This is a genomic window from [Eubacterium] eligens ATCC 27750, from assembly GCF_000146185.1.
GTDB lineage: Bacteria > Bacillota > Clostridia > Lachnospirales > Lachnospiraceae > Lachnospira > Lachnospira eligens.
The window spans coordinates 738232-763381 of record NC_012778.1 but is presented as its reverse complement, the minus strand read 5'-3'; the positions used below and the strand labels follow the sequence as shown (position 1 = coordinate 763381).

Here is a 25150-nt window from a genome sequence, read left to right as displayed (position 1 = left end):
TAAATCTTATATATCTTATATATCTTATTCAAATGTTTTTTGTATTGTATCACATTTGCAATTAATTAGCAATATATGGCGTGTTAAGTCATATTTTAACACTTAATACGCCATATATTGCTAGTTATTTTTTATTTTGTGTGGCAGTCGTACCCGAAGAATTTTTCTTTTAAACATCTGGCTGTTAAAAGGTATCACCGGATAAATGTAGCTTTTCCCTGATATTGTCCTGTTAAAGCATACAAGCACTATCGCAAATATGGCTCCTGCCAGAAGTCCGATTCTTCCAAAGAACTGCACCAGAATCAGATTGACTATTCTTATGAATTTTAATGCATATCCCATCTCAAAACTTGCCTGTGAGTAAGTTCCAACCGTTACAACTGCCATATAAAGAAGCGATTCTGAATTAAACCACCCGGACTCCACAGCGTATTCTCCCACAACAATACCTGCAAGAATACTCAAAGGTGTCGACAGCATTCCTGGCGTATTGACCGCCGCCAGCTTAAGCCCGTCAACTGCAAGTTCAAGAATAAAAAGCTGCAATATAACCGGAACCGTTATATTCTCACTTATCGTTATGAATTTCAGCCATTCAGGCACCCACTGTGGATTGCTCTCAAGCAAAAGCCATACAGGTGTAAGAAAAACCGTAAGCAATGTAAAGAAGAACCTCGACAGTCTTATATAAGTTCCTATCATTGGCGAAAAATTAAAATCATCTGCTTCTTCTATTATATCAAATACATTTGTTGGAATTATCATTACTGCAGGTGATGTATCTACCATAATAACTATATTTCCATCAAAAAGTGCTGCTGCAGCGGTATCGGGTCTTTCGGAATATTTATACTTAGGAAACGGATTAATCCATTTTCCCTTAAACATACATTCCGCAAGGCTCTCTATATTCATAGTGAGCGCCTCAACCTCTATGCTGCTTATCAGATTCTCAATTCTTTCAAGCAGCTTCTTATCAACCTTATCATCAATATAGCACACAGCAACATCTGTCCTGGAGCGTTCCCCTACAGTATACATTTCCATTGAAAAGCGGCTATCCCTTATTCTTCTTCTTAAAAGTGCCGCATTGCACACAAGTGTCTCAACAAATCCGTCTCTTGAGCCACGCAGAACCTTGTCTTTGTAAGGCTCTGTAACTGAACGCATCGGATAAGTACGGCAGTCAATAAGTATACATTCATCAAAGCCATCTATTATCATGACTGTCTGTCCTGAAAGAAATGCCTTCTCCACCTCGTCGTAATGTCCGTTTTTTTCAATCTCTGTATATGGCATTCCGACTTCTAAGAATGTATCTATATCCTTTATGTCCGATTCTTTCAATGAATAAAAAAACTGCACCAGTTTTTCAATTGTTTCTTCCTGTACGAATCCATCTATAAAATAAAAATGTGTTCTCTTCCCACCTATTAATACATCTCTTTGCAGAATGTCAAAATTCCTGTCCACTCTTAACTTTTCATTCATCATGCGGACATTCATGTCTATGTTAGTTGTAAAATCAGTCATACTTACTCCTTTCACCTGCACATTTTCAACCGCACTCTGAATCAACTCTCAATTTCACTAACCCTGTCAAAGCACGAAAAGGGCAGGACTTACGCCCTGCCCTTATAGAATGTCCACATTTGACACATTTATTCTGCTATTAGTTCTCAAAAAGTGATGTTGAGTAATATCTGTCGCCGCTGTCTGGAAGCAGTGCAACGATTGTCTTACCTTCGTTCTCTGGTTTCTTAGCCCACTCGATTGCTGCGTAAAGTGCTGCACCTGCCGATATTCCAACCAGAATTCCCTCTGTGTGTGATATCAATCTGGCATACTCGAATGCGTCATCATTATCGATTGGAACTACGCTGTCATATATCTTAGTGTTAAGAATTTCTGGAACAAAACCTGCTCCAATTCCCTGAATCTTATGTGGTCCTGGCTTGCCCTGTGAAAGTACCGGTGAAGTTGCAGGCTCAACTGCAATTATCTCAATCTTGTCATTCTTAGACTTAAGATATTCACCAACACCTGTAATTGTTCCTCCTGTACCAACACCTGCAACAAATGCGTCAACTTCTCCATCCGTATCATTCCATATCTCTGGACCAGTTGTTCTTCTGTGTGCATCCGGGTTAGCAGGATTAACAAACTGTCCTGCAATCATGCTGCCTTCAATCTCATTCTTTAATTCTTCTGCCTTCGCAATAGCACCTGTCATTCCTTTATAACCCGGAGTAAGTACAATCTCTGCACCATATGCCTTGATAATATTTCTTCTTTCGACACTCATAGTCTCTGGAAGAACTATTATTGTTCTGTAGCCCTTTGCTGTTGCAATGGCAGCAAGTCCGATTCCTGTATTGCCTGATGTAGGCTCAATAATTGTTGCGCCCGGCTTAAGAATTCCTTTCTTCTCTGCATCTTCAATCATTGCCTTTGCAACTCTGTCCTTAACGCTTCCTGTTGCATTAAAATATTCAAGCTTAACAAGTACTCTTGCCTTAAGTCCAAACTTCTCTTCAATATGTCCGACTTCTACAAGTGGTGTGTTACCTATTAAATCTGCTGCTGATTTATATATCTTTCCCATACAATCCTCTTTTCTTGTGGTATTATTCCACATTTTCTAATATCAATTCATGAATCAGGTGTTATGTATATGCAGTACATAAACATACTATTTTTATATGTTATTATAGGACAATGATTCTGATTTGTACAGTACTTTTTTATTTTTCTTTATTCTCGTTTCTGGCTTCCCAGTTTTGGACTTCTTCCGTGCCTTCCGCTGCTCTAACGTCCAATTCACTTCTCCGGCTTCCCGGTTTTGGACTTCTTCCGTGCCTTTTGCTGCTCTAACGTCCAATCCACGTTCCCGGACTCCCGATTTTGGACTTCCTCCGTGTCTCACTCTGCTTCAACGTCCAATCCACGCTTCCAGCTTCCCGGTTTTGGACTTCTTCCTTGCCTCACTCTGCTTCAACGTCCAATCCACTCCTCCGGCTTCCCAGTTTTGGACTTCTTCCGTGCCTCACTCTGCTCTAACGTCCAATTCCCGCTTCCGGCTTCCCAGTTTTGGACTTCATCCGTGCCGCTCTCTGCTCTAACGTCCAATTCCCGCTTCCGGCTTCCCCGCTGACTTCTTAATCGCTTCCACCAGCCCGCTATAGCTATGCTCACAAGCTTCAATTATCCTATTCTTTTTCACGCCCGCCTCAAAAAGCTTTCTGCTGCAGGCAGGGCCAATGCTGAACACTGGGACTTCACCTGACTCACCAAGCCTGTCAATCAGCCATTTTATTCTCTCACCGCTGCTGCCACTGGTAACAGCTATTCCTGAGACATCACTGATATCTTTCATTTCGTACTCTGCATATGTATCAACATATTCATTCCTATATACTGGAATCTTAATTAAGTTTTCATACTCCTTCATAGCTTCCTCAAGTGAACCGCTTGTGACTTCGGCACACAGATATACAATCTTGCCGGCTGCAATATTCATCAGACTCCTTCCAAGTTCCAAGCCTGTAGATTTATATGATACAAAGTCTGCCTCAAAACCGCATGCCGTTCTTAGAGCTTCTTTAGTTTTATTGCCGACTACCGCAATCTTAATACCGTCAGGAAACCCGCTCCTCACACCAAAAGCTTCAACACTGTCTCCATTCAACACACCATCACAATCCGGCTCGCCTTCACAAGCCATCTTCCCCATATTATAAGCAAACCCAGCCACAGCATTTTTACTTGTAAACACAAGCCACTGTGCATCTTTTATCTTTTCCAAAAGATTCTCCACACGAATATAACCAATCCTGCCAGTCACTATTTTTTCGCAGGAAAGCCCCTCCTTTGCAAGTAATTCTGCAAAGGAAGGGCTTTTATCGTACATCTGTCCGTTTTCAATATATGTATATATGTATTTACCCACAATCTACTCCAATCCAAGCATACGGGCTGCTTCGTGGCCAACCGCCTCGCTGTCAGTTCCTGTAACCTCAATTCTAAGAATCCTGCTGCAATCATCATTACCAAATAACACAACCATTCGAAGGTCACCGTTATCCTTTGTCACACAGTGTGCGCCAACCGGGGCATGACAGCCGCCGCCTGTTAATCTTAAAAATGTTCTTTCAGCAACAGCTTCTCTATCAGAATTATCATCTGACAAAGCATTTATCTTATCAAGAAGTTCTGTATTCACCTCTGCAGTCTCAATCGCAAGAACTCCCTGTGCCGGTGCCGGAATAACGACCTCCGGGTCAAGATACTCTGTTATCTCAGATGATCTGCCAAGTCTGTTAAGTCCTGCTGCCGCAAGCACAATTCCATCAAGTCCGTATGAATCGTCCATAAGTTTGTTAATTCTTGTATCAACATTTCCCCTGATAGCAGTAAACTGGATATCAGGACGCAGCATTGCAAGCTGGCATGCACGCCTGAGGCTCCCAGTACCTATAACCGCACCAGAAGGAAGTTCTGAAAAACTTCCTGCAGTCTTTAATATAAGTACATCTCTGCAATCCTCTCGTTTCCACGCCTTTGCAAATGTAAGTCCAGCCGCACATTCAGCCGGCATATCCTTCATGCTGTGAACCGCCATATCAATGCTGCCTGAAAGAAGCGCTTCCTCAATCTCCTTTACAAAAAACCCCTTAGTTCCAATCGCAGCAAGTGGCTTATCCGTAACCTTGTCGCCTGTTGTCTTAATTATAACAAGTTCAAATGTATCCTCAGGATACGCCTCTTCCATTCTTCTCTTAACATATTCCGACTGGACAAGTGCCAGCTTCGAACCTCTCGTTCCTATTCTGTAATGCATAATCCTCCCTACAAGCCAAACAGTCTCTCCACCATGTCTTTATACTGCTGCTGTTCATTTTCTTCCACATTTTTCAATTCTTCAATCGGTTCTTTTAACAATCTGTGTAATGACGACTTAAGAATCTTCTTTAAGATTACCCTGTCATGGTCTGAAAGGTCAATCTTGCGGTTAAGATAATCATAGCTATCCTGTACTATCTCATCACATTTTTTGCCAAGCGACTGGATAGTTGTATCCATTCTGCTTGATGTGAGCCATTTCTTTGTTTCCGCTATATATTCATCAATCACGCACTGGCTTTCTTTTAACAAATGTGCCCTCTCATTCTGATTAGACTTCACAATCCCACCTATCCTGTCAAGGTCAATAAGAGTAACTCCAAAAATGTCACCTGCCGATTTTTCTATATCTCTTGGTGCAGCAAGATCAAGAAGTGTCATCTTTTTACCCCCTGATAATTCAGCACATTTAATCACCAGATGAGGTGATGAAGTCGCTGAGACAACTATATCACTGCTTTTAAGTGCTTCTGTTTTCTTATCATATGCAATAACCTCAATCTGTGAAAACTCCTTAAGCAACGCCTTCGCATGCTGATAAGTTCTTGAACACACTGTTACATCAGCGCCATATTCTGCCAGATATCTTATGGCAAGAGCTGCTGTTTTGCCGCTTCCTATAACAAGCGCGTGCTTTCCTGATATACCACATACTCTGTCTAACTCCTGAATACCGACATAGCATACAGATACTGGTTTTTCACTTACCTTGTACTCTGTCTTAATCCGCTTTGCACAGCTTACCGCTTCTCTTACTATATAATTAAGTTCTTTCCCGCTGTGTCCAAGCGTTCTTGAAAGGTCTGCCGCATCCTTTAACTGGCCTAGTATCTGATCCTCTCCAAGCACCATGCTTTCAAGTCCGGCGGCTATGCAAAACAGATATACCAGTGCTTCTTCACCACATTTGACACCGGCTAATTTAGTATCAGTAAGTCCAAAATAATCATTGAATAAATCGGACATTACTTGTACAAATGTTTCATCCTCATACAAATAAAACACTTCGCATCTGTTGCATGTTGAAAGGCACATGCACTGTTTCACACCTGCTTCCTCTGCCTGTTGCATAAAGTCTGCTATCCCGCTGTCTGTGAATGTAATCTTGTCCCTTACTGAAAGGTCTGTATTCTTATAATTAATTCCTACATATCCTAACTGCATCTGTATTCCCACTTATTATCCGAATTATTTCCTGAAGAATTCTTCCATAACCTCTATTGTACGGTTGATATCCTCATTAGTGTGTGCGTCTGATACGAACATTGCCTCAAACTGTGATGGTGCAATGTATATTCCGTTATCAAGCATATGTCCAAAGTATTCTGCATACTTCTTAGTGTCTGACTTTACTGCACTGTCATAATCTTCAACTGCATCTGGTGTAAAGAATATACTCATAAGTGAACCAATCTGATTAACCGATACCCTTCCGGCTCCACATTTTCTTACACTGTCAGCAATACGCTTTGTCTTAGTCTCAAGTCTGTCGTATATGTCCTTATTATCTCTTAAGATTCTTAAAGTCTCTAAGCCTGCTGCTGTTGCAATTGGATTGCCTGACAATGTTCCTGCCTGATATACAGGACCGTCAGGACTTACCATTCGCATAATGTCAGCTCGTCCGCCATATGCGCCGACTGGCATACCCCCACCTACAATCTTTCCAAGAGTTGTAAGATCTGGCTTTATGTTAAAGTACTCCTGTGCTCCGCCAATTGAAAGTCTGAAGCCTGTTATTACCTCATCAAATATAAGAAGACTTCCATTTTCCTTAGTTATGTCTCTTAAGAATTCAAGAAATCCATGTCTTGGAAGCACAACTCCCATGTTAGCTGCAACTGGTTCGACTATTACCGCAGCTATTTCATCTTTATTGTTATCAAAAAGCTCTTTCACAGAATCGCAGTCATTGTACTCTGCTACAAGTGTATTCTTAGTGTAATCCGCAGGAACTCCTGCACTGTCCGGAACTGATGTTGTAAGTGCTGCTGAACCGGCTTTTACTAAAAGTCCGTCAGAATGTCCATGATAACAGCCTCTGAACTTAATTATCTTATCTCTTCTGGTGTAGCCTCTTGCCACACGGATTGCGCTCATAACGGCTTCTGTTCCTGAACTTACAAGACGGCTCACCTCCATTGTAGGAATAAGCTCATATATAAGCTCTGCCATCTCAACTTCTCTCTTGGTTGGTGCACCATATGTAAGGCCTGCTTCCGCAGCTTCCTTAACCTTTGCAATTACTCTGTCATGTGCATGGCCTAATATTCCCGGTCCCCATGAACATATGTAGTCAATCATTTCATTCCCATCTACATCAGTAATTCTGTCTCCCTTGGCAGAAGCTATGAATCTTGGCACTCTGTCAACTGCCTTGTATGCCCTGACAGGGCTGTTTACACCACCCGGCATATGTTTTACTGCTCTCTCATATAAATCATTTGACATCTCTTCATTCATAAAACCAGCTCCTCCTGCTTAATTTAATACTGCTAAAAATGTTACTCTTCCTTTAACCATTTTGCCACATCTATAGCATGATATGTAATTATCATCTTAGCTCCGGCTCTCTTAAAGCCTGTCATATTCTCCATTACAATCTTCTTCTCATCAATCCAGCCATTCATTGCTGCTGCCTTAACCATCGCGTACTCACCGCTTACATTATAAGCGACAATTGGAATATTGAAGTTAAGCGCTATCTCTTTCATAACGTCCATATATCCGAGGGCCGGCTTTGCAATAATCATGTCTGCACCTTCTAATATGTCTTCTTCAACTTCCCTTAACGCTTCTTTTCCATTAGCCGGATCCATCTGATATGTCTTTCTGTCACCAAATTCCGGTGCTGAATGTGCGGCATCCCTGAACGGTCCGTAATATCCTGATGCAAATTTGGCACTGTATGAACATATAGGAATATTAACCAGTCCTGCCTCATCAAGTGCATTTCTGATTGCCTCAACTCTCTTATCCATCATGTCACTCGGTGCAATTATATCTGCCCCCGCTTTTGCATAAGCAACTGACGCCTTTGCAAGAAGCGGCAGTGTCTCATCATTTAATATAACGCCATCTTTTACAAGTCCGCAGTGTCCATGTGATGTGTACTCACACAGGCACACATCAGCCATGATAACAAGCTCTGGATAAGCATCCTTAATAAGGCGGATTGCCCTGCACACAACACCTTTCTCGTCATACGCCTCACTTCCGACCTCATCTTTATGTACAGGTATTCCAAAAAGCAGAATTCCCTTAATTCCAACCTCTACAGCACGTCCGATTTCTTCAAGAACATGGTCAAGCGAATACTGACATATTCCCGGCATTGACGGCACTTCCTGTATTACATCGTTCTCCTCCGTAACAAATACAGGATATATAAGCTCGTCCACCCTTACATGATTCTCTCTTACCATATCTCTTAATGTCGCATTCATTCTTAATCTTCTTGTTCTGTCCATGATTATCATCTTCCTTCCAACGTTTCCTATATAATAGCATTGCATATAAACATTGTAAACTGGTATGTTATGTTCTGCTATGTATCTTAACCATTCTTGCATACTCACCATCAAGCTTCATAAGTTCTTCGTGAGTTCCTCTCTCCTTGATGCCCTCGTCAGTAAGCATCAGGATTTCCTCCGCATTTTCAATAGTTGTAAGTCTGTGTGCTATTACAAATGTGGTTCTGTTCTTAGCCAGCTTCTCAAGTGATTCCTGTACAATCTGCTCACTCTCATTATCAAGTGCTGATGTCGCCTCATCAAATATAAGAATTGGCGGATTCTTTAAGAATACTCTTGCAATTGACAGTCTCTGCTTCTGACCGCCTGACAATTTGACTCCGCGCTGTCCGATATCTGTGTCGTATCCGTTCTCAAAGCTCATAATAAAATCATGCGCATTTGCAAGCTTTGCCGCTTGAATTACTTCTTCGTCTGTAGCATCTGGCTTTCCATATCTTATATTCTCTTTAATTGTACCCATAAACAGATACACATCCTGCTGTACAACTCCGATATGGTCACGCAGGCTTTTAAGCGTAACATCTTTGATATCTGTTCCGTCAATCTTAATAGAACCGCCCGTCACCTCATAAAATCTTGGAATAAGCGAGCAGAGTGTTGTCTTTCCAACTCCCGAAGGACCTGCAAGTGCAACATATTCTCCCGGTCTTACTGACAGATTAACCCCCGAAAGCACCTCGTCCACGCCGTCCTTATATCTGAATGACACATTTTCAAATGTTATTGCACCCTTCACATCAGTAAGTTCCTTTGCGTCAGGCTTATCAGCTATTTCCGGCTCTACTGAAAGAATCTCTAAGAATCTTTCGTAACCCGAATAGCCATTCTGGAACTGCTCTGTGAAATCAATAAGCACCTTAACCGGCTCCGTAAATATATTTATATACAGTAAAAATGTAACGAAATCCGTAATATTTACCCAGCCCTTTGCAATTCCAATACCGCCTGCTGCAATTACAATTACATTTATCATTGTTGTAAATGCAGTAAGTCCCGCATTGTACATTCCCATATAATGATAGCTGTCTCTCTTAGATTCAAGGAACAAGTCATTGCCTTTCTTAAATTTCTCACATTCAATATCTTCATTTGCAAATGACTTGACGACCCTTATTCCAGACAGATTGTCCTCTATCTGTGCATTTATCTCACCTATTCTTACCCTGTTTCTCTTAAATGCTCTCTTCATGCGCTTGTTAAGCACATACGCGAACACAAGCATAAAAGGAATCAGCACAAATGCGGCAATCGTAAGTCTTAAGTCAATCGAACTTAATATGCATAATGCACCAATTATCTTAATTAGTGAAATAGTTATATTCTCTGGTCCATGATGCAAAAGCTCTGTAATATCGAACAAATCTGATGTTATTCTTGATAATAACTGTCCAACCTTCTGGTCATCATAGAATGAATATGACAGCTTCTGATAATGATTGAATATCTCTGCCCTCATATCGTACTCAATCTTTGCGCCCATTACATGCCCATAATTAGATATATAGTAGTTACATCCCCACTGTATAAGCACCAGCACAAACAGCACCGCAACAATAATCATAATTCTTGAAAGTGCTTCATTGGCACTCATATATGCGACCTTTGATGTAATGAACCTTACAACAAGTGGTATCACAAGTGCCACCGCTGCTGACATCATCGCCAGTATCATGTCAAGTATAAATGTGCCTAAATACGGCTTATAGTATTTAGCCAGCTTCTTAAGATTCTCTTTCATAATCTTCTCCTGTTTTCTATATTTAATCTTCTTCAATTCCTGCCCGATATTATAACATAAAGTAAGACAATGAAAAAGTATGTAAAATGTCCGGCATGCAATTCATTTTAAATCGCATGCCGGACATTTTTAACCTTCTATATTCTATTATAAATTGTACGTTCTTCTATATCGCAACTTCTAAGTCACATTTTCAATACCTCTATCCGGTTACTCGCTCACAAGTTCTGCTTTCTGTGCCTTAGCTTCTCTGCCTGCTCCGTTAATTGCAAGATATAAAAGTCCAATTCCAATAAATATAAGCAACAGAACCACAATCATATACACAACTCCGATTCCTAGTGATTCAGACCCCATCTGGCTTAAATCCCAGCCAAACCAGCCTGCTGGTGCAGCATAATTAAGGAAGTTATAAGGTGCTGTCATTGTATCATACCATCTTACGCCCAATGCAGCCAGAATGTATACGAATGCAACATAGCAAAGCGGTGGAATAACTGCATATATTGCATATATTTTCTTTGCCGAAAATTCCTTATCAAACACAAGGAAATCTGCAATCGCAAATACCGGACCAATTAAATGTACCCCAAGACTTCCTGCATATTTATTAAGATATGCACCAATCAGTCCGTCCTCGGAAGTTGGTCCAAGAATAATCATATACACCAGACATGTCAGTGTAATTGAAAGAGTCATAAGGAATTTGAGTATGTACAACCCATTGTTCTTATAATCCTTTCCCTTAGTGAGCAGTATAACATCAAGCACAATAAATACTGCAAGTACAATATCAAGTGCCACATTAGACAGCGTTGTAAAAAATGTGAATGACTTAATACTGTCAATCGTAAATACAAGACCATACACCGAAGCAATCAGCGATATTGCCTTAAAAATAATACTTGTAATTAACTTTTTCTTATTTATAATATTTGTATTCAATTTGAGCCTCCAATTATTTTGATTTTCAAATTATAATACATATTAGTTTGATTATCAAGTTATTTATATAAAGTATCATTATATTCTTTCTTCTTCATAAGATACCTCCTATCTTCTCTCCGTTTCATAGATCAGCCTGTTACTCTTTCTTGTTCCTTTTGGACTTCCTCCGTGGCTTCCACCGCGTCAATGTCCAATCCGCCTCTATTTCTCACTCCTTTTGGACTTCCTCCGTGGCTCACTCCGCTTCAACGTCCAATCTACCTCTCTTTCTCGTTCCTTTTGGACTTCAACCTGTCTCCCAACCGCGTCAACGTCCAATCCGCCTCTCTTTCTCGTTCCTTTTGGACTTCAACCTGCCTTCACTCTGCTTCAATGTCCAATCCGCCACAGCTTTTCTTTTCTTCTACATATATATACGAATCCCTCTCTCAAAAAGTTTAACTTTACACCCTTACTTCCCACAATTTTCCTATCTTCTCCCCACCACAAAAAACTCCCGCAGGAACAAGCCCTGCGGGAGCAATCATACACTTTATTAAGCTGTATATTAATTACTTGTAAAGTTCAACAAGCTTTGTAAGGTGATCATATCTTTCCTTAGCAACTTCCTCAGACTTAGCAAAGAGTCTCTCTGCTCTTTCTGGGAATGGCTTAACAAGTCTTGTGTAACGAGCCTCGTTATTAAGGAAATCCTGATATGTTCCATCACCTTCCTTAGATGTAAGTGTGAATGGATTCTTTCCTTCAGCCTTAAGTGCTGGGTTGAATGAGAAGAGGTTCCAGTAACCAGCCTTAACAGCCTTCTTCATCTCATCCTGGCAGTGGTTCATACCACCCTTAGCAATACCGTGAAGTTCACAAGGAGCATAACCAATGATAAGTGATGGTCCATTGTAGCTTTCTGCTTCCTGAATAACCTTAACAGCCTGAGCCGGGTTAGCACCAAGAGCAATCTGTGCTACATATACATAACCGTATGTCATAGCAATTTCTGAAAGGCTCTTCTTTCCGATTTCCTTACCTGCTGCAGCGAACTGGCAAACCTCACCGATGTTAGAAGCCTTAGAAGCCTGTCCACCTGTATTAGAGTACATCTCTGTATCGAATACGAATACATTAACATTCTCACCAGAAGCAAGTACATGATCAAGACCACCGAAACCGATATCATAAGCCCATCCATCACCACCGAAGATCCATACAGACTTCTTAGCAAGGAAATTCTTCTTAGCTAAAATCTGTGGAGCTACTGGACAACCATCTTTAGCTGCCTTCTCTAACTCTGCAATAAGAGCATCAGCTGCTGGTGTGTTAGCCTTTGTATCATTCTTTGTCTCTAAGTACTTAGCTGCTGCTGCCTTGAAGTCATCAGATGCCTTATCAGATGCAGCCATTTCCTCAACCTGGGCAATAAGCTGATCTCTTAAAGTCTTCTGTCCTAAGTACATACCGAAACCATGCTCTGCATTATCCTCGAAAAGTGAGTTAGACCAAGCTGGTCCCTTCTTAGAATCCTTATTAACTGTATAAGGTGATGTAGCTGCTGGATTTCCCCAGATTGAAGAACAACCTGTTGCGTTAGAAATATACATCTGCTCACCGAATAACTGTGTAATTAATCTTGCATAAGATGTCTCTGCACAACCTGCACATGATCCTGAGAATTCAAGAAGTGGCTGGTTGTACTGTGATCCGATAGGACCATTAACTAATGCAGGAGTAATCTCCTTCTTACCAACATTCTCTACTAAGTAGTTGAATACTGGCTGCTCGTCTGCCTGAGATTCCTGTGGAACCATCTTAATAGCTTCTCCAGCCTTAGGGCAGACAGTAACACACTCGCCACATCCCATACAATCTAATGGAGATACTGACATTGTGTACTTCATTGTCTTATCAATTGCATGCTTAGAATCTGCAAGCTTAATATTAGAAGGTGCTGCATTTACCTCATCTGTTGAAAGGATAAATGGACGAATTGTAGCATGTGAACATACAAATGCACAGCTGTTACACTGAACACAGGCTGTAGGATCCCACTCTGGAACCATAACTGCTGTTCCTCTCTTCTCATATGCAGAAGCACCTGTTTCAAACTGACCATCAGCGATATCCTTGAATGCAGATACTGGAAGGCTGTCACCATCCATTAATCCGATAGGATCAAGGAGTTCGTTAACCATCTTAACTGTAGCTGGACGACCTGTTCTGTCTGCTGCCTTCTTATCATCAGTAGCTGTAGCCCAGTCTGCTGGAACTTCTACCTTATGTACAGCATCAACACCGGCATCAATAGCCTTATAGTTCATCTCTACTACTGCATCACCCTTCTTAGAGTAAGACTTCTTAGCTGCCTGCTTCATGTAATCAACAGCCTTATCGATAGGCATTACATTAGCGAGCTTGAAGAAAGCTGACTGAAGGATTGTGTTAGTTCTCTTACCCATACCAATTTCAATAGCCTTATCAATAGCATTGATAGTATAAAGCTGGATATTGTTCTTAGCGATATACTGCTTAGCTTCTGCTGGCATATGCTGGTTGAGTTCTTCATCAGACCACTGGCAGTTAATCATAAAGATTCCGCCTGGCTTAACATCCTGAACCATCTTATAACCCTTAATAACATATGATGGGTTATGGCATGCTACGAAGTCTGCCTGATTGATATAGTATGGACTCTTAATTGGGTTATCACCAAATCTTAAATGAGAAATTGTGACACCACCTGTCTTCTTAGAATCATACTGGAAGTATGCCTGAATGTACTTATCTGTGTGGTCACCAATAATCTTAGTAGAATTCTTGTTAGCACCAACTGTACCATCTCCACCAAGACCCCAGAACTTACATTCAACTGTACCAGGAGCTGATGTAATTGGAGCTGGCTTAACTTCTGGTAAGCTTAAGTTAGTTACATCATCAACAATACCGATTGTAAATCTGCTCTTAGGCTCGTCCTTCTCAAGTTCCTTATAAATAGCAAATACTGATGAAGGTGGTGTATCCTTAGAACCAAGACCATATCTGCCGCCTACTAATACAATGTCGTTAAGTCCTGCCTCACGAAGAGTAGTTGCAACATCAAGGTAAAGTGGCTCACCAAGAGAACCTGGCTCCTTAGTTCTGTCAAGTACTGCCATCTTCTTAACTGTCTTAGGAATAACCTTAAGAAGATGCTTAGATGACCATGGACGGTAAAGTCTTACTTTAACAAGTCCGACTTTCTCACCCTTAGCTGTTAAATAATCAATAACTTCTTCTGCTACATCATTGATAGAACCCATAGCAACGATTACTCTGTCTGCATCTGGAGCTCCGTAGTAGTTAAAGAGATCATAGTCTGTACCAAGCTTCTCATTAACCTTACCCATGTACTTCTCAACAACATTCGGAAGCTCATCATATAATGAGTTACATGCTTCACGATGCTGGAAGAAGATATCTCCATTCTCATGTGAACCACGGGCTGCTGGGTGGTTAGGATTAAGTGCATGTGCTCTGAATTCATCAACTGCATCCATTGGGCACATATCCTTAAGATCTTCATAATCCCACTTCTCAATCTTCTGAATCTCATGTGATGTACGGAATCCATCGAAGAAGTTAATGAAAGGAGTCTTGCCTTCAAGTGCTGCACAATGTGCAACTGGGCTTAAATCCATAACTTCCTGTGGGTTAGTCTCGCAAAGCATAGCGAAACCAGTCTGACGACAGGCGTAAACATCTGAGTGATCACCAAAGATATTAAGAGCATGTGTAGATACTGTACGAGCTGATACATCAAATACGCATGGAAGCTGCTCTCCAGCAATCTTGTACATGTTAGGAATCATAAGAAGAAGACCCTGTGAAGCTGTAAATGTTGTAGTTAAAGCACCAGTTGCTAAAGAACCATGTACTGTACCTGCAGCACCTGCCTCTGACTCCATCTCTACTACCTTAACAGTGTTACCAAAAATGTTCTTCAGTCCCTGAGCTGACCATGTATCAACTACATCAGCCATTGGACTTGAAGGTGTGATAGGATAGATACCAGCTACTTCTGTGTAAGCATAAGCTACATGAGCTGCGGCTGTATTACCATCCATTGACTGTTTCTGTCTTGCCATTATAAATATTTCCTCCTTAAGAAAATTTAGGCGGCATAAATGTACCCGACATAATAAAATCAGATATACATTATACGTCCCTACATATTACTTAATATTTTATTATCTTTATCTCCAAAAGTAAAGGCATAAATGTGAGATTTCATGCTTATTTCATTATTAAAATCAATACAATGCCATTAAAAACTGGACTTTTCCAATGTCCAAGCATCGGAAAAGTCCAGTTCCACGATTTACATATTCTTATTATTACTACATTTTATTAATAAATCATTATATTAATCGTCTTCACCCTGAAGTGCATCATAACCTGATTCTCCGGTTCTTACCTTTACTACATCCTCAACATCATATACAAAAATCTTACCATCACCGATATGACCTGTATAGAGAGCCTTTCTTGTAGCATTGATAACATCCATTACAGGAACTGAAGATATTACCATCTCAACCTGTGTCTTAGGAAGAAGCTGGATATCCATTGGAACACCTCTGTAATATTCAGGAGCACCCTTCTGTGTACCACATCCAAGAACCTGTGTAACTGTCATACCTGTAACTCCGATATCGTTCATGGCCTTCTTGAATCTCTCGAATCTCTCCTGCTTCATAAGAATCTCAACTTTGGTAATCTTCTTGCCATCACCTGCATCAGATGTCTTAACAAGAGCAGGTACAGAAGCTTCCATTGATTCTGAACCGATTACATCAACATCACCGTCAACAAAGTCCATACCACCGAATTCAAATCCTGCATAAGCACTTGAAAGGCCATGCTCCATAATATCAAGGCCTCTGATTTCTTCTTCCTTAGAAGCTCTGAGTCCGATTGTAGCCTTAATTACTGTGAACACAATCACCATGCATACAACTGCCCATGCTGCAACTGATACAAATCCTAATAACTGAAGTCCAAGCTGTGTGAATCCACCGCCATAGAAAAGACCTTCGCCCTTAATTGAACCACCTTCTAAAGCAATTGCATATCCCGGAGCTGAGCTTGTTGCAAAAAGGCCAACAGCAATTGTACCCCAGATACCATTCATCATATGTACTGCTACAGCACCTACAGGATCATCAACATGAAGCTTGTAGTCAAGAAGCCATACGCCGAATACTACTAAAAGACCAGAAACAATACCTATCATTGTTGCACCAAATGCATCTGTTACATCACAAGGAGCTGTTATACCAACAAGACCTGCAAGTGAAGCATTTAAACACATTGAAACATCAGGCTTACCATATCTTATCCATGTGAATATCATACATGTTACTGTAGCTACTGCAGGAGCAACTGTTGTTGTAAGGAAAATAGAGCCTAAATCTTCAATTGTTGTTGCTGCTGCACCGTTAAATCCATACCAGCCAAACCACAGAATAAATACACCAAGTGCACCAAGTGGAATATTGTGTCCTGGGAAAGCATTTACCTTTATAACCTTACCATTAGCATCCTTTTCAAACTTACCAATACGAGGTCCAAGAATCTTAGCACCAATAAGAGCTGAAATACCACCAACCATGTGAATACAACAAGAACCTGCAAAATCATGGAAGCCTAACTGTGCAAGCCAGCCCCCGCCCCAGATCCAGTGAGCTTCTATTGGATAGATAAGTGCTGAGATAACTGCTGAGTATACACAATATGATAAGAACTTTGTTCTCTCAGCCATGGCACCTGAAACAATAGTAGCTGTTGTAGCACAGAATACTAAGTTAAATACGAAACTAGAAAAATCAAAATCTTTGTAAGCTGTGAAGATATCAAAACCAGGCTTTCCAATAAAACCAAGTAAATCCTCACCTAATAAGAAACTGAATCCAATAAGAACGAACATTACTGTACCAATACAGAAGTCCATCAGATTCTTCATAATAATGTTACCTGAATTCTTTGCTCTTGTGAATCCTGTTTCTACCATTGCAAAGCCTGCCTGCATCCAGAAAACAAGAGCTGCACCTATAAGGAACCACACACCGAATAATTCGGCATCTACCGCTGATAAAATCTCTTGCATAACCATTTCCTCCCTAATCAGAAATTCTTTTTAATTTAATTGCCGGTAACAGAGTTGATCAGGTTCTGTACCTGATTAAACAGAATGCAAAAAAGGCGTGTAGGCAGTTTTCCCAAACTGCTTACACGCCTTTGTGTACATCACTGTTCAATTCATGTTGTTCATTATACTCGCCATTTTCAATAATTATTGAAAAAATCGGACATTTTTATTGACTTTTTAATTTTTTCTTAATATTATTTTAATAAATAAACTTTTAGAGGAGACAATTTATGAAACATATGATACAGCCATTTGGAATTGACATGCATAAAAATGTTCTTACAGACACAAAAGCAGTTAAGCATATGCATTTTTACGAAGCAGATAAAACTAATACCATCCTTAACATCTCATTTATTCCATCATCCACTACAGAATGGATAATATGTTACAACGATAATAATGACATATCTGAATTCATATGTATCGGATGCCAGAACATATTTACAACACTGTCTCTTAAAGAATTTGACCATTATTTCGGGATAAGATTCGACAACACTGGCTGCTACTTTAATAAAGGCTGTGATATTAAGACTTATCCCGTCAACATTACAGATAATATATTCCGTTATGAGCCAGCCTCTCAATCGTATGAAATGCAGCTAATAAAGGATTTTCACAATTCTTCCTCCTTTAAAGACAGAATTAGACTTTTTAAAGCATTTGTTACAGATTGCAAGACCTTCTGCCCTGTTTCTGAAAATATTGAGAAACTTAACAGGCTTATATATTCAGGTGCCGGCACAGTTGCAGAATTATCAGCAGAATCAGAATATTCTGTAAGACATATATCAAGGCTTTACAACGAAGTCTATGGTATTGGTGCGAAGGATTTTATCAAAATGTACAGATTCCAGAATGTCCTTGCAGCCATAATTGCTGACCCTGACCGTGATAACAGCTTCTTTATCGAAGGTGCTGGTTATTCAGACCAGGCACATTTCCAGAGAGAATTCAGGACATTTATGGGAATGACTCCTAAGCAGTACATAAAACTCATTAAGAATTTCTGATATACACACTAAAGCAGGTGACAATCTTTACAATCAGACTACCACCTGCTTTTCTTAATCTCCATCAGTTAATATAAAATCACTCATCACTGTATTACATATATCCATGCCATATTCAGTAAGCCTTAACATATCTCCCCGCTTTACAAGAAGACCTTTATTAATATTCCGCTCTGTTTCTTTCGCATAGACATCATTAATTGAAACTCCGAACCTGTTCTGAAAATCCTTCACATCAACTCCTGCCACCTTTCTAAGGCCGAGAAACATGAATTCTTCCATTGCATCTTCTTTCGTCAGAATTTCAATATTTTCATGAAGTTTTCCTATATCACCGTTAAGCTCTATATACTCCCTGACATCCCTTATGTCAGAATACCGCTCATTCCCTGTAAATCCTGCTGCCGAACACCCAAAGCCATAATACTCTCCTCTGTTCCAATACAGAAGATTATGCCTGCATTCGAAGCCCGGTCTGCTGTAATTGGATATTTCGTATCTTTCATACCCTGCATTCTCAAGAATCTGCTTCGTTATATGGTACATACGCCTGTCCTCTTCCTCATCAGGAACCGGCGGAAACTTATCAATATTATCAGCCAGATAAGTGCCTTCCTCAAGAATAAGGCTATACACCGATATATGCTCCGGCTGTAATGCCATCACCTTGTCAAATGTATTTTCAAGAGTTGCTTCAGTCTGCCCCGGAATAGCCGACATAAGGTCAACATTAATATTATTAAAGCCTGCATCCCTTGCCAGTCTGAAGCTTTCTTCAAACTGTTCAAATGTGTGTATTCGCCCAAGCATTTTTAATTCATTATTATCAGCAGACTGTAAGCCAAAGCTTAACCTGTTCACTCCTGCGGCTCTGTATTCTGAAAGCCTGCTTTCATTAACAGTTCCCGGATTACATTCCATTGTTATCTCGGCATCATCCGAAATATCAAAGCAATCCCTGACAGCCGATAATATGTCAGCTATACAGCCATCAGGCAGTACAGACGGAGTACCTCCGCCAAAGAATATGGATGTTATCTTATCCTTTACCTGCCTGTCCGCTGTATTTCTGATTTCATTAATAAGTGCCCTAGTGTATGCATATTTTACAGCATCACCAGCCGGAGCAGACAGGAAATCACAATATATACATTTGTGTACACAAAAAGGGATATGTATATATATCCCTTTTTCATATGTTTTATTCATCATCTAACTTTAATACGCTCATAAACGCCTTCTGTGGAATCTCTACATTACCAATCTGGCGCATACGCTTCTTTCCTTCCTTCTGCTTCTCAAGAAGTTTCTTCTTTCTTGAGATATCACCACCGTAACATTTTGCAAGTACATCTTTTCTGAGTGCCTTGACAGTTTCTCTCGCAATTACCTTGCTTCCGATAGCTGCCTGAATCGGAATCTCAAACTGCTGTCTTGGAATCTCTTCCTTTAGCTTCTCGCACATTTTACGACCTCTCTCCTCAGCATTGCCTGCAAATACAATGAACGAAAGTGCATCAACTTCTTCTTTGTTGATAAGAATATCAAGCTTGACAAGCTTAGAGCGCTCATAGCCCTTCATCTCATAATCAAATGATGCATAACCTCTTGAACGGGATTTAAGCGCGTCAAAGAAATCATATATAATCTCATTAAGAGGAAGGTCATACTTAAGCAGTGCTCTTGTCTGCTCAATATATTCCATTCCATTATATATGCCACGCCTTTCCTGGCAAAGCTTCATAATAGGTCCGACAAATTCAGTTGTAACCATAATCTCAGCACTTACCATAGGCTCTTCCATATAATCAATCTCAGACGGGTCCGGCATATTAGACGGATTAGTAAGGTCAATTACATCTCCATTCGTCTTGTGAACCTTATATATAACGCCCGGTGCGGTTGTTACAAGGTCAAGATTATATTCTCTCTCAAGTCGTTCCTGTATAATCTCTAAGTGAAGAAGTCCTAAGAATCCACATCTGAAGCCAAATCCAAGTGCAATAGATGTCTCCGGCTCAAACTGCAGGGCTGCGTCATTAAGCTGCAGCTTTTCAAGTGCATCTCGTAAATCCTGATACTTGGCGCCATCTGCCGGATATAATCCACAGTAAACCATAGGATTAACTTTCTTGTAACCCGGAAGCGGCTGCTCACACGGTCTGTCATTGTCAGTAACTGTATCACCGACTCTTGTATCTCTTACATTCTTGATACTTGCTGTAATATAACCAACCATTCCTGCTGTAAGCTCATCACATGGGATAAAGCGGCCTGCACCGAAGTATCCAACCTCAACAACCTCTTCTACTGCTCCGGTTGCCATCATTCTTATCTTAGTACCCTTCTTGACAGTACCTTCTTTAATTCTTACAAATATAATAACACCCTTATATGCATCATATAACGAATCAAATATAAGTGCTGAAAGTGGTGCAGATGCATCTCCTGATGGTGCCGGAATCTTAGTTACAATCTGTTCAAGAACCTCTTCAATATTAATTCCGTTCTTGGCTGATATAAGTGGCGCATCCTGTGCCTCAATTCCTATAATATCCTCAATCTCTTCTATAACTCTTTCAGGCTCCGCACTTGGAAGGTCAATCTTATTAATTACAGGAAATACATCAAGATCATGGTCTAATGCAAGATATACATTAGCAAGTGTCTGTGCTTCAATCCCCTGTGCCGCATCTACTACAAGTATAGCACCGTCACAGGCAGCAAGTGCTCTTGAAACCTCATAATTAAAGTCAACATGTCCCGGAGTATCAATAAGATTAAATATATACTCCTGTCCATCTGATGCCTTATATACAGTTCTTACTGTCTGTGCTTTAATTGTAATTCCTCTTTCTCTTTCAAGATCCATGTTATCTAAAATCTGTTCCTGCATTTCTCTTGATGTGAGAAGTCCGGTTTTTTCAATAATTCTGTCAGCCAGTGTTGACTTACCATGATCAATATGTGCAATAATACAAAAATTTCTTATGTTCTTCTGATTAATTCCTGCCATTAATATAACCCCGCTTGTTTTAAATAATCTGTTATGCCATCTGCTATGGCTTGTGCTGTCTTATCTTTATCAGTTGTTACTTTCTTTAAATCTGATGCATTAGTTATAAAGCCAATATCTATTATTGTGCTTGTACATTTGCTATGGGCATTAATATAATAATTATCCTTTGCATCTGCAACTGTTCCAGCCTTTACTCCACGGTTCTTGATACCCACCGATTTCTCAAGGCTTGCAAGTATTTTTCTTGATAATTCTGCTGCCTCCACAGGCTTTGTAGTATGAATATAACTCTCTGCTCCCGATACAGAAGTATCGTTATTGTATGAATTCATTCTTAAAGAAACAACTATATTAGCTGATGATTTATTACATGTATTTACTCTTGCTTCATCAGTTACATCTGTATCAGAAGTTCTTGTAAGAACAACATTTATCCCTTGTATATCAAGCTTTTCTTTAACAGCAAGAGCCATATCAAGAGTTATATTCTTCTCTTTCTTTCCATTGGAACTAAGCCCCATGTCTTTTCCGCCTTTCGCAGCATCCAGACATACAGTTATGTTTTTGGCAGGCTTACTCTCTTTCTCTGTTTTATCAATTCCGTTATTATTTCTGGTTTCATTCTGCGTTTCTTTCTCTGTACCAGTACTTATACTGACTGACTTAAAAAAATCATTATAAACCATCAAAGCCAATACCAGCATACAGACAAGAGTAGCCAGACCAAATATTTTATCAATTCTAAATGTCTTATGACCTCTCATTATAGTACTCCATTAATATTTCTTGTACTATTGTCCATAAGGAAGGGGCAAATGTCAACAACTTTTGACCATTTCTTTTCTTAACTGACGCATTATTTTCTTTTCGAGCCTTGAAATATACGATTGTGAAATTCCTAACATATCTGCAACCTCTTTCTGCGTCTTTTCTTCTCCATCCTCTGAGCTTAAACCAAATCTTAAATCAACTATTATTCTTTCACGCTCCGGCAGCTGGTTTATAGCTCTTTTAAGCATTTTACATTCAACCTCTGTTTCAATATCCCTATATATAATATCCTCATCCGTTCCTATAATATCTGACAACAGAAGCTCATTTCCATCCCAGTCAACATTTAATGGCTCGTCTATTGAAACTTCTGCCTTTATTTTACTGTTTCTTCTAAGATACATAAGAATTTCATTTTCTATACACCTTGATGCATATGTCGCAAGCTTGATATTTTTATCCTTGTCATATGAATTAATTGCCTTGATAAGCCCTATTGTGCCTATTGATATTAAATCCTCTACTCCAACCCCTGTATTATCAAATTTCTTTGCTATATATACAACAAGCCTTAAATTATGTTCTATCAAAGTGTGCTTTGCTTCAGCATCAGAAGCTGTCCCCAGTGCTTCTATTGCATCCTGCTCCTCACTTGCCCCAAGTGGTGCCGGTAATATATCTGTTCCACCTATATAATGTACATCGCCCTGCTTTAATAAACAAAAATTCTTTATAGAAGGCATTACCTTAAACTGAAAATGATCCGCCATTGCAACCTTTACTACCATATTTCTATCCATCCTTTTATTTTCTTCAAACTTCCAATTCCTCTACATAATCATGTCCTTCCCCAAAAGAGCATGATAATCCCCATTCTTATTAATCTGCCTGGGAGACATGCCTATAGCCGCATCCTCCCTTTTCACAACATTTTCTCCCTCGTATATATGTATATAATCTGCTGTTATGATTTCCATCATCCCACCTGAACTTCCAACACTGTTATATGGAATCAGATGATATCCAAGCTTCTGTAAGTTATCTATATCACTGAGAATGTCGTTGAAATATGTTCTTTCTACCACTGTAACCGGTCTTTTTCCAATATAATCAACAAGGCTGTTGCCTGTATCGATTATTGCGTCCATTTCAAATTCCCGTTCTGCTACGCCAATCACAATATGTCTTTTTAAACCATCCGTTATCCTGATAGTTTTAAGTGCCTTAAGCACCATGACAACAGCCATGACCGTCACAGTAAGAAAGATTACAAGCTCACTGTCAGACAGAATTACATTTTGAATAAAATACCCTGCAAATGTGTACTTTAACCAATGCATTATCCCACCTGCAAAAAGTGCCGTAAATATCATTCCGGCAGCTGCTTTCAACAGTTTTCTCATATAAAGCTTTAATTGTTTTGATGTTTTATGCTTAAAGTCCTCATTACCCGAAAGCATTATCATCGCCATGATTAATGTCACCGGACCATATGTAATGAACTTTCCAAGCACTGCAAATCTTAGTGGAATACACACGCACATGACAGCCCATGCAGCTCCTAAAGTGGCAGAAATAATCATTCTGGATATTCTGGCAGAAAATTTAAAAATCCAGTCTGTTATAAGCAGCACACACAGGTTTGCCACGAAGTTTATTCCAAACAGAACATCTGCATATATAACCGTATCCGTTATCACCTCCTTGTTTTGAATCTGTTTTCTTGTTACAGGTGGAATTATATACAACATGCCATGCAAAATTTGTCAAAACAACAGAGTGGGTACAAAAAAACACCGCCAGCAGACTGACGGTGTTAAATATACTTATATTGAATTATTACTTTTTATTCTTCTGTAAGAATGTTGGAATTGTAATTCCTCTGTCCTTAACCTGTGGTGTAACAGGTGATGGCTGCTTAAGTCCTGGAAGTGGAGCATCATTTGATACAGAAGATGTTCTAGCTGACTGTGTATATGTATACTGTGGCTTTACATTAACAGTAGGTCTTGTTGCCTGTGCCATACCTGCAAATCCTGCCATAGCCTTATTAACATTACCATCCTCAAGACCTGTTGCAATAACAGTGATTGTAGCCTGATCTGTAACGCTCTCATCATACATGGCACCGAAAATAATATTAGCATTATCTCCAGCAAGTTCCTGAACATAACTTGCAGCTTCGTTAGCTTCGATAAGACTGATATCACCTGAAATGTTAATAATAACATGTGATGCACCCTCAATAGTTGTCTCAAGAAGTGGGCTTGTGACAGCCTGCTTAACAGCCTCAATAGCCTTGTCATCACCTGTAGCTGTACCAATACCGATATGTGCAACACCCTTGTCCACCATAACAGTCTTAACATCAGCAAAGTCAAGGTTGATAAGACCTGGTACATTGATAAGGTCTGTAATTCCCTGAACTGCCTGCTGTAACACTTCATCAGCCTTCTTTAATGCCTCTGGCATAGTTGTTCTTCTGTCCACTATCTCTAAAAGCTTATCATTAGGAATAACGATAAGTGTATCTACATTCTCCTTAAGCTTCTCAATACCTGATTCAGCATTAGCCATTCTTGTTCTTGCTTCGAACTTAAAAGGCTTAGTAACAACACCTACTGTAAGAATTCCCATATCCTTAGAAATCTTAGCTACTACAGGAGCTGCTCCTGTACCGGTTCCGCCACCCATACCACATGTAACGAATACCATATCAGCGCCCTTGATTGCCTGTGTAAGCTCTTCAACATTCTCTTCTGCTGCCTTCTCACCAATTTCCGGCTGTGCTCCTGCACCAAGTCCTTTAGTAAGCTTTTCGCCTATCTGAATAGCAGTTGGAGCTTTACATAATGTAAGTGCCTGACTATCAGTATTAATACCAATAAATTCTACTCCACTAATATTCTCATCTATCATTCTATTAACTGCATTATTACCTGCTCCACCTACACCAACAACAATAATCTTTGCTGATGACTCCTGGTCATTAGTCATTATCTCTAACAAGGTTGCTGCCTCCTTTAATATCTAAAAATTGCA

General features: G+C 39.9%; 18 protein-coding genes. 1 reads left to right on the top strand and 17 read right to left on the bottom strand.

What is annotated here, in order from left to right:
- Positions 1-120 precede the first annotated feature (120 nt).
- The 11 genes from EUBELI_RS03605 to EUBELI_RS03550 all read right to left on the bottom strand — a co-directional run bounded on the left by EUBELI_RS03605 (position 121) and on the right by EUBELI_RS03550 (position 17266).
- Positions 121-1536 (bottom strand): spore germination protein, encoded by a 1416-nt coding sequence (locus EUBELI_RS03605; RefSeq protein WP_041688020.1) that lies wholly within the window; start codon positions 1534-1536, stop codon positions 121-123.
- A 139-nt stretch (positions 1537-1675) separates the two neighbouring features.
- The gene (cysK, locus tag EUBELI_RS03600) at positions 1676-2608 is read right to left on the bottom strand and encodes a cysteine synthase A (protein ID WP_041688018.1); all 933 of its coding nucleotides are present in this window, start codon (positions 2606-2608) and stop codon (positions 1676-1678) included.
- Between the two features lie 513 nt (positions 2609-3121).
- The gene (locus tag EUBELI_RS03590) at positions 3122-3952 is read right to left on the bottom strand and encodes a uroporphyrinogen-III synthase (RefSeq protein ID WP_012738993.1); all 831 of its coding nucleotides are present in this window, start codon (positions 3950-3952) and stop codon (positions 3122-3124) included.
- A gap of 3 nt (positions 3953-3955) precedes the next feature.
- Entirely contained in the window at positions 3956-4843 is an 888-nt protein-coding gene (gene hemC / locus EUBELI_RS03585) for a hydroxymethylbilane synthase (protein WP_012738992.1), read from the bottom strand.
- Between the two features lie 8 nt (positions 4844-4851).
- On the bottom strand, positions 4852-6069 hold the full coding sequence (gene hemA / locus EUBELI_RS03580) for a glutamyl-tRNA reductase (protein ID WP_012738991.1): 1218 nt from the start codon (positions 6067-6069) through the stop codon (positions 4852-4854).
- Between the two features lie 24 nt (positions 6070-6093).
- Positions 6094-7368 carry a glutamate-1-semialdehyde 2,1-aminomutase gene (gene hemL / locus EUBELI_RS03575; protein ID WP_012738990.1) on the bottom strand — a complete coding sequence of 425 codons (1275 nt, stop codon included), beginning with the start codon at positions 7366-7368 and terminating at the stop codon, positions 6094-6096.
- 41 nt (positions 7369-7409) lie between these two features.
- Positions 7410-8375, bottom strand: a complete 966-nt coding sequence (gene hemB / locus EUBELI_RS03570; protein ID WP_041688522.1) for a porphobilinogen synthase — start codon at positions 8373-8375, stop codon at positions 7410-7412.
- 67 nt (positions 8376-8442) lie between these two features.
- Positions 8443-10179 carry an ABC transporter ATP-binding protein gene (locus EUBELI_RS03565; RefSeq protein WP_041688016.1) on the bottom strand — a complete coding sequence of 579 codons (1737 nt, stop codon included), beginning with the start codon at positions 10177-10179 and terminating at the stop codon, positions 8443-8445.
- Between the two features lie 210 nt (positions 10180-10389).
- A complete protein-coding gene (locus EUBELI_RS03560) occupies positions 10390-11124 on the bottom strand; it encodes a hypothetical protein (protein ID WP_012738987.1) in 735 nt (244 codons plus the stop codon).
- Positions 11125-11678: 554 nt separating this feature from the next.
- Complete coding sequence (nifJ, locus tag EUBELI_RS03555) at positions 11679-15239, bottom strand: pyruvate:ferredoxin (flavodoxin) oxidoreductase (RefSeq protein WP_012738985.1); 3561 nt, start codon at positions 15237-15239, stop codon at positions 11679-11681.
- Positions 15240-15517: 278 nt separating this feature from the next.
- Positions 15518-17266 carry an ammonium transporter gene (locus EUBELI_RS03550; RefSeq protein WP_012738984.1) on the bottom strand — a complete coding sequence of 583 codons (1749 nt, stop codon included), beginning with the start codon at positions 17264-17266 and terminating at the stop codon, positions 15518-15520.
- 266 nt (positions 17267-17532) lie between these two features.
- On the opposite strand from EUBELI_RS03550, the gene EUBELI_RS03545 reads away from it, so the two are divergent.
- Positions 17533-18318 carry a helix-turn-helix domain-containing protein gene (locus EUBELI_RS03545; RefSeq protein ID WP_012738983.1) on the top strand — a complete coding sequence of 262 codons (786 nt, stop codon included), beginning with the start codon at positions 17533-17535 and terminating at the stop codon, positions 18316-18318.
- 54 nt (positions 18319-18372) lie between these two features.
- Here the strand turns inward: EUBELI_RS03545 and hemW are convergent, their stop codons facing one another.
- The 6 genes from hemW to ftsZ all read right to left on the bottom strand — a co-directional run bounded on the left by hemW (position 18373) and on the right by ftsZ (position 25117).
- Positions 18373-19530, bottom strand: coding sequence for a radical SAM family heme chaperone HemW (gene hemW / locus EUBELI_RS03540; protein ID WP_012738982.1), 1158 nt, complete (start codon positions 19528-19530; stop codon positions 18373-18375).
- A complete protein-coding gene (gene lepA / locus EUBELI_RS03535; RefSeq protein ID WP_012738981.1) occupies positions 19520-21334 on the bottom strand; it encodes a translation elongation factor 4 in 1815 nt (604 codons plus the stop codon). Before lepA ends, hemW begins: the two co-directional genes overlap by 11 nt.
- Positions 21334-22101, bottom strand: a complete 768-nt coding sequence (locus EUBELI_RS03530; RefSeq protein WP_012738980.1) for an N-acetylmuramoyl-L-alanine amidase family protein — start codon at positions 22099-22101, stop codon at positions 21334-21336. Before EUBELI_RS03530 ends, lepA begins: the two co-directional genes overlap by 1 nt.
- Positions 22102-22155: 54 nt before the next feature.
- Complete coding sequence (gene sigE / locus EUBELI_RS03525; RefSeq protein ID WP_041688518.1) at positions 22156-22896, bottom strand: RNA polymerase sporulation sigma factor SigE; 741 nt, start codon at positions 22894-22896, stop codon at positions 22156-22158.
- Between the two features lie 42 nt (positions 22897-22938).
- On the bottom strand, positions 22939-23859 hold the full coding sequence (locus EUBELI_RS03520; RefSeq protein ID WP_012738978.1) for a sigma-E processing peptidase SpoIIGA: 921 nt from the start codon (positions 23857-23859) through the stop codon (positions 22939-22941).
- Positions 23860-23947: 88 nt separating this feature from the next.
- Positions 23948-25117 carry a cell division protein FtsZ gene (gene ftsZ, locus EUBELI_RS03515; protein WP_041688009.1) on the bottom strand — a complete coding sequence of 390 codons (1170 nt, stop codon included), beginning with the start codon at positions 25115-25117 and terminating at the stop codon, positions 23948-23950.
- Between the last annotated feature and the right edge of the window lie 33 nt (positions 25118-25150).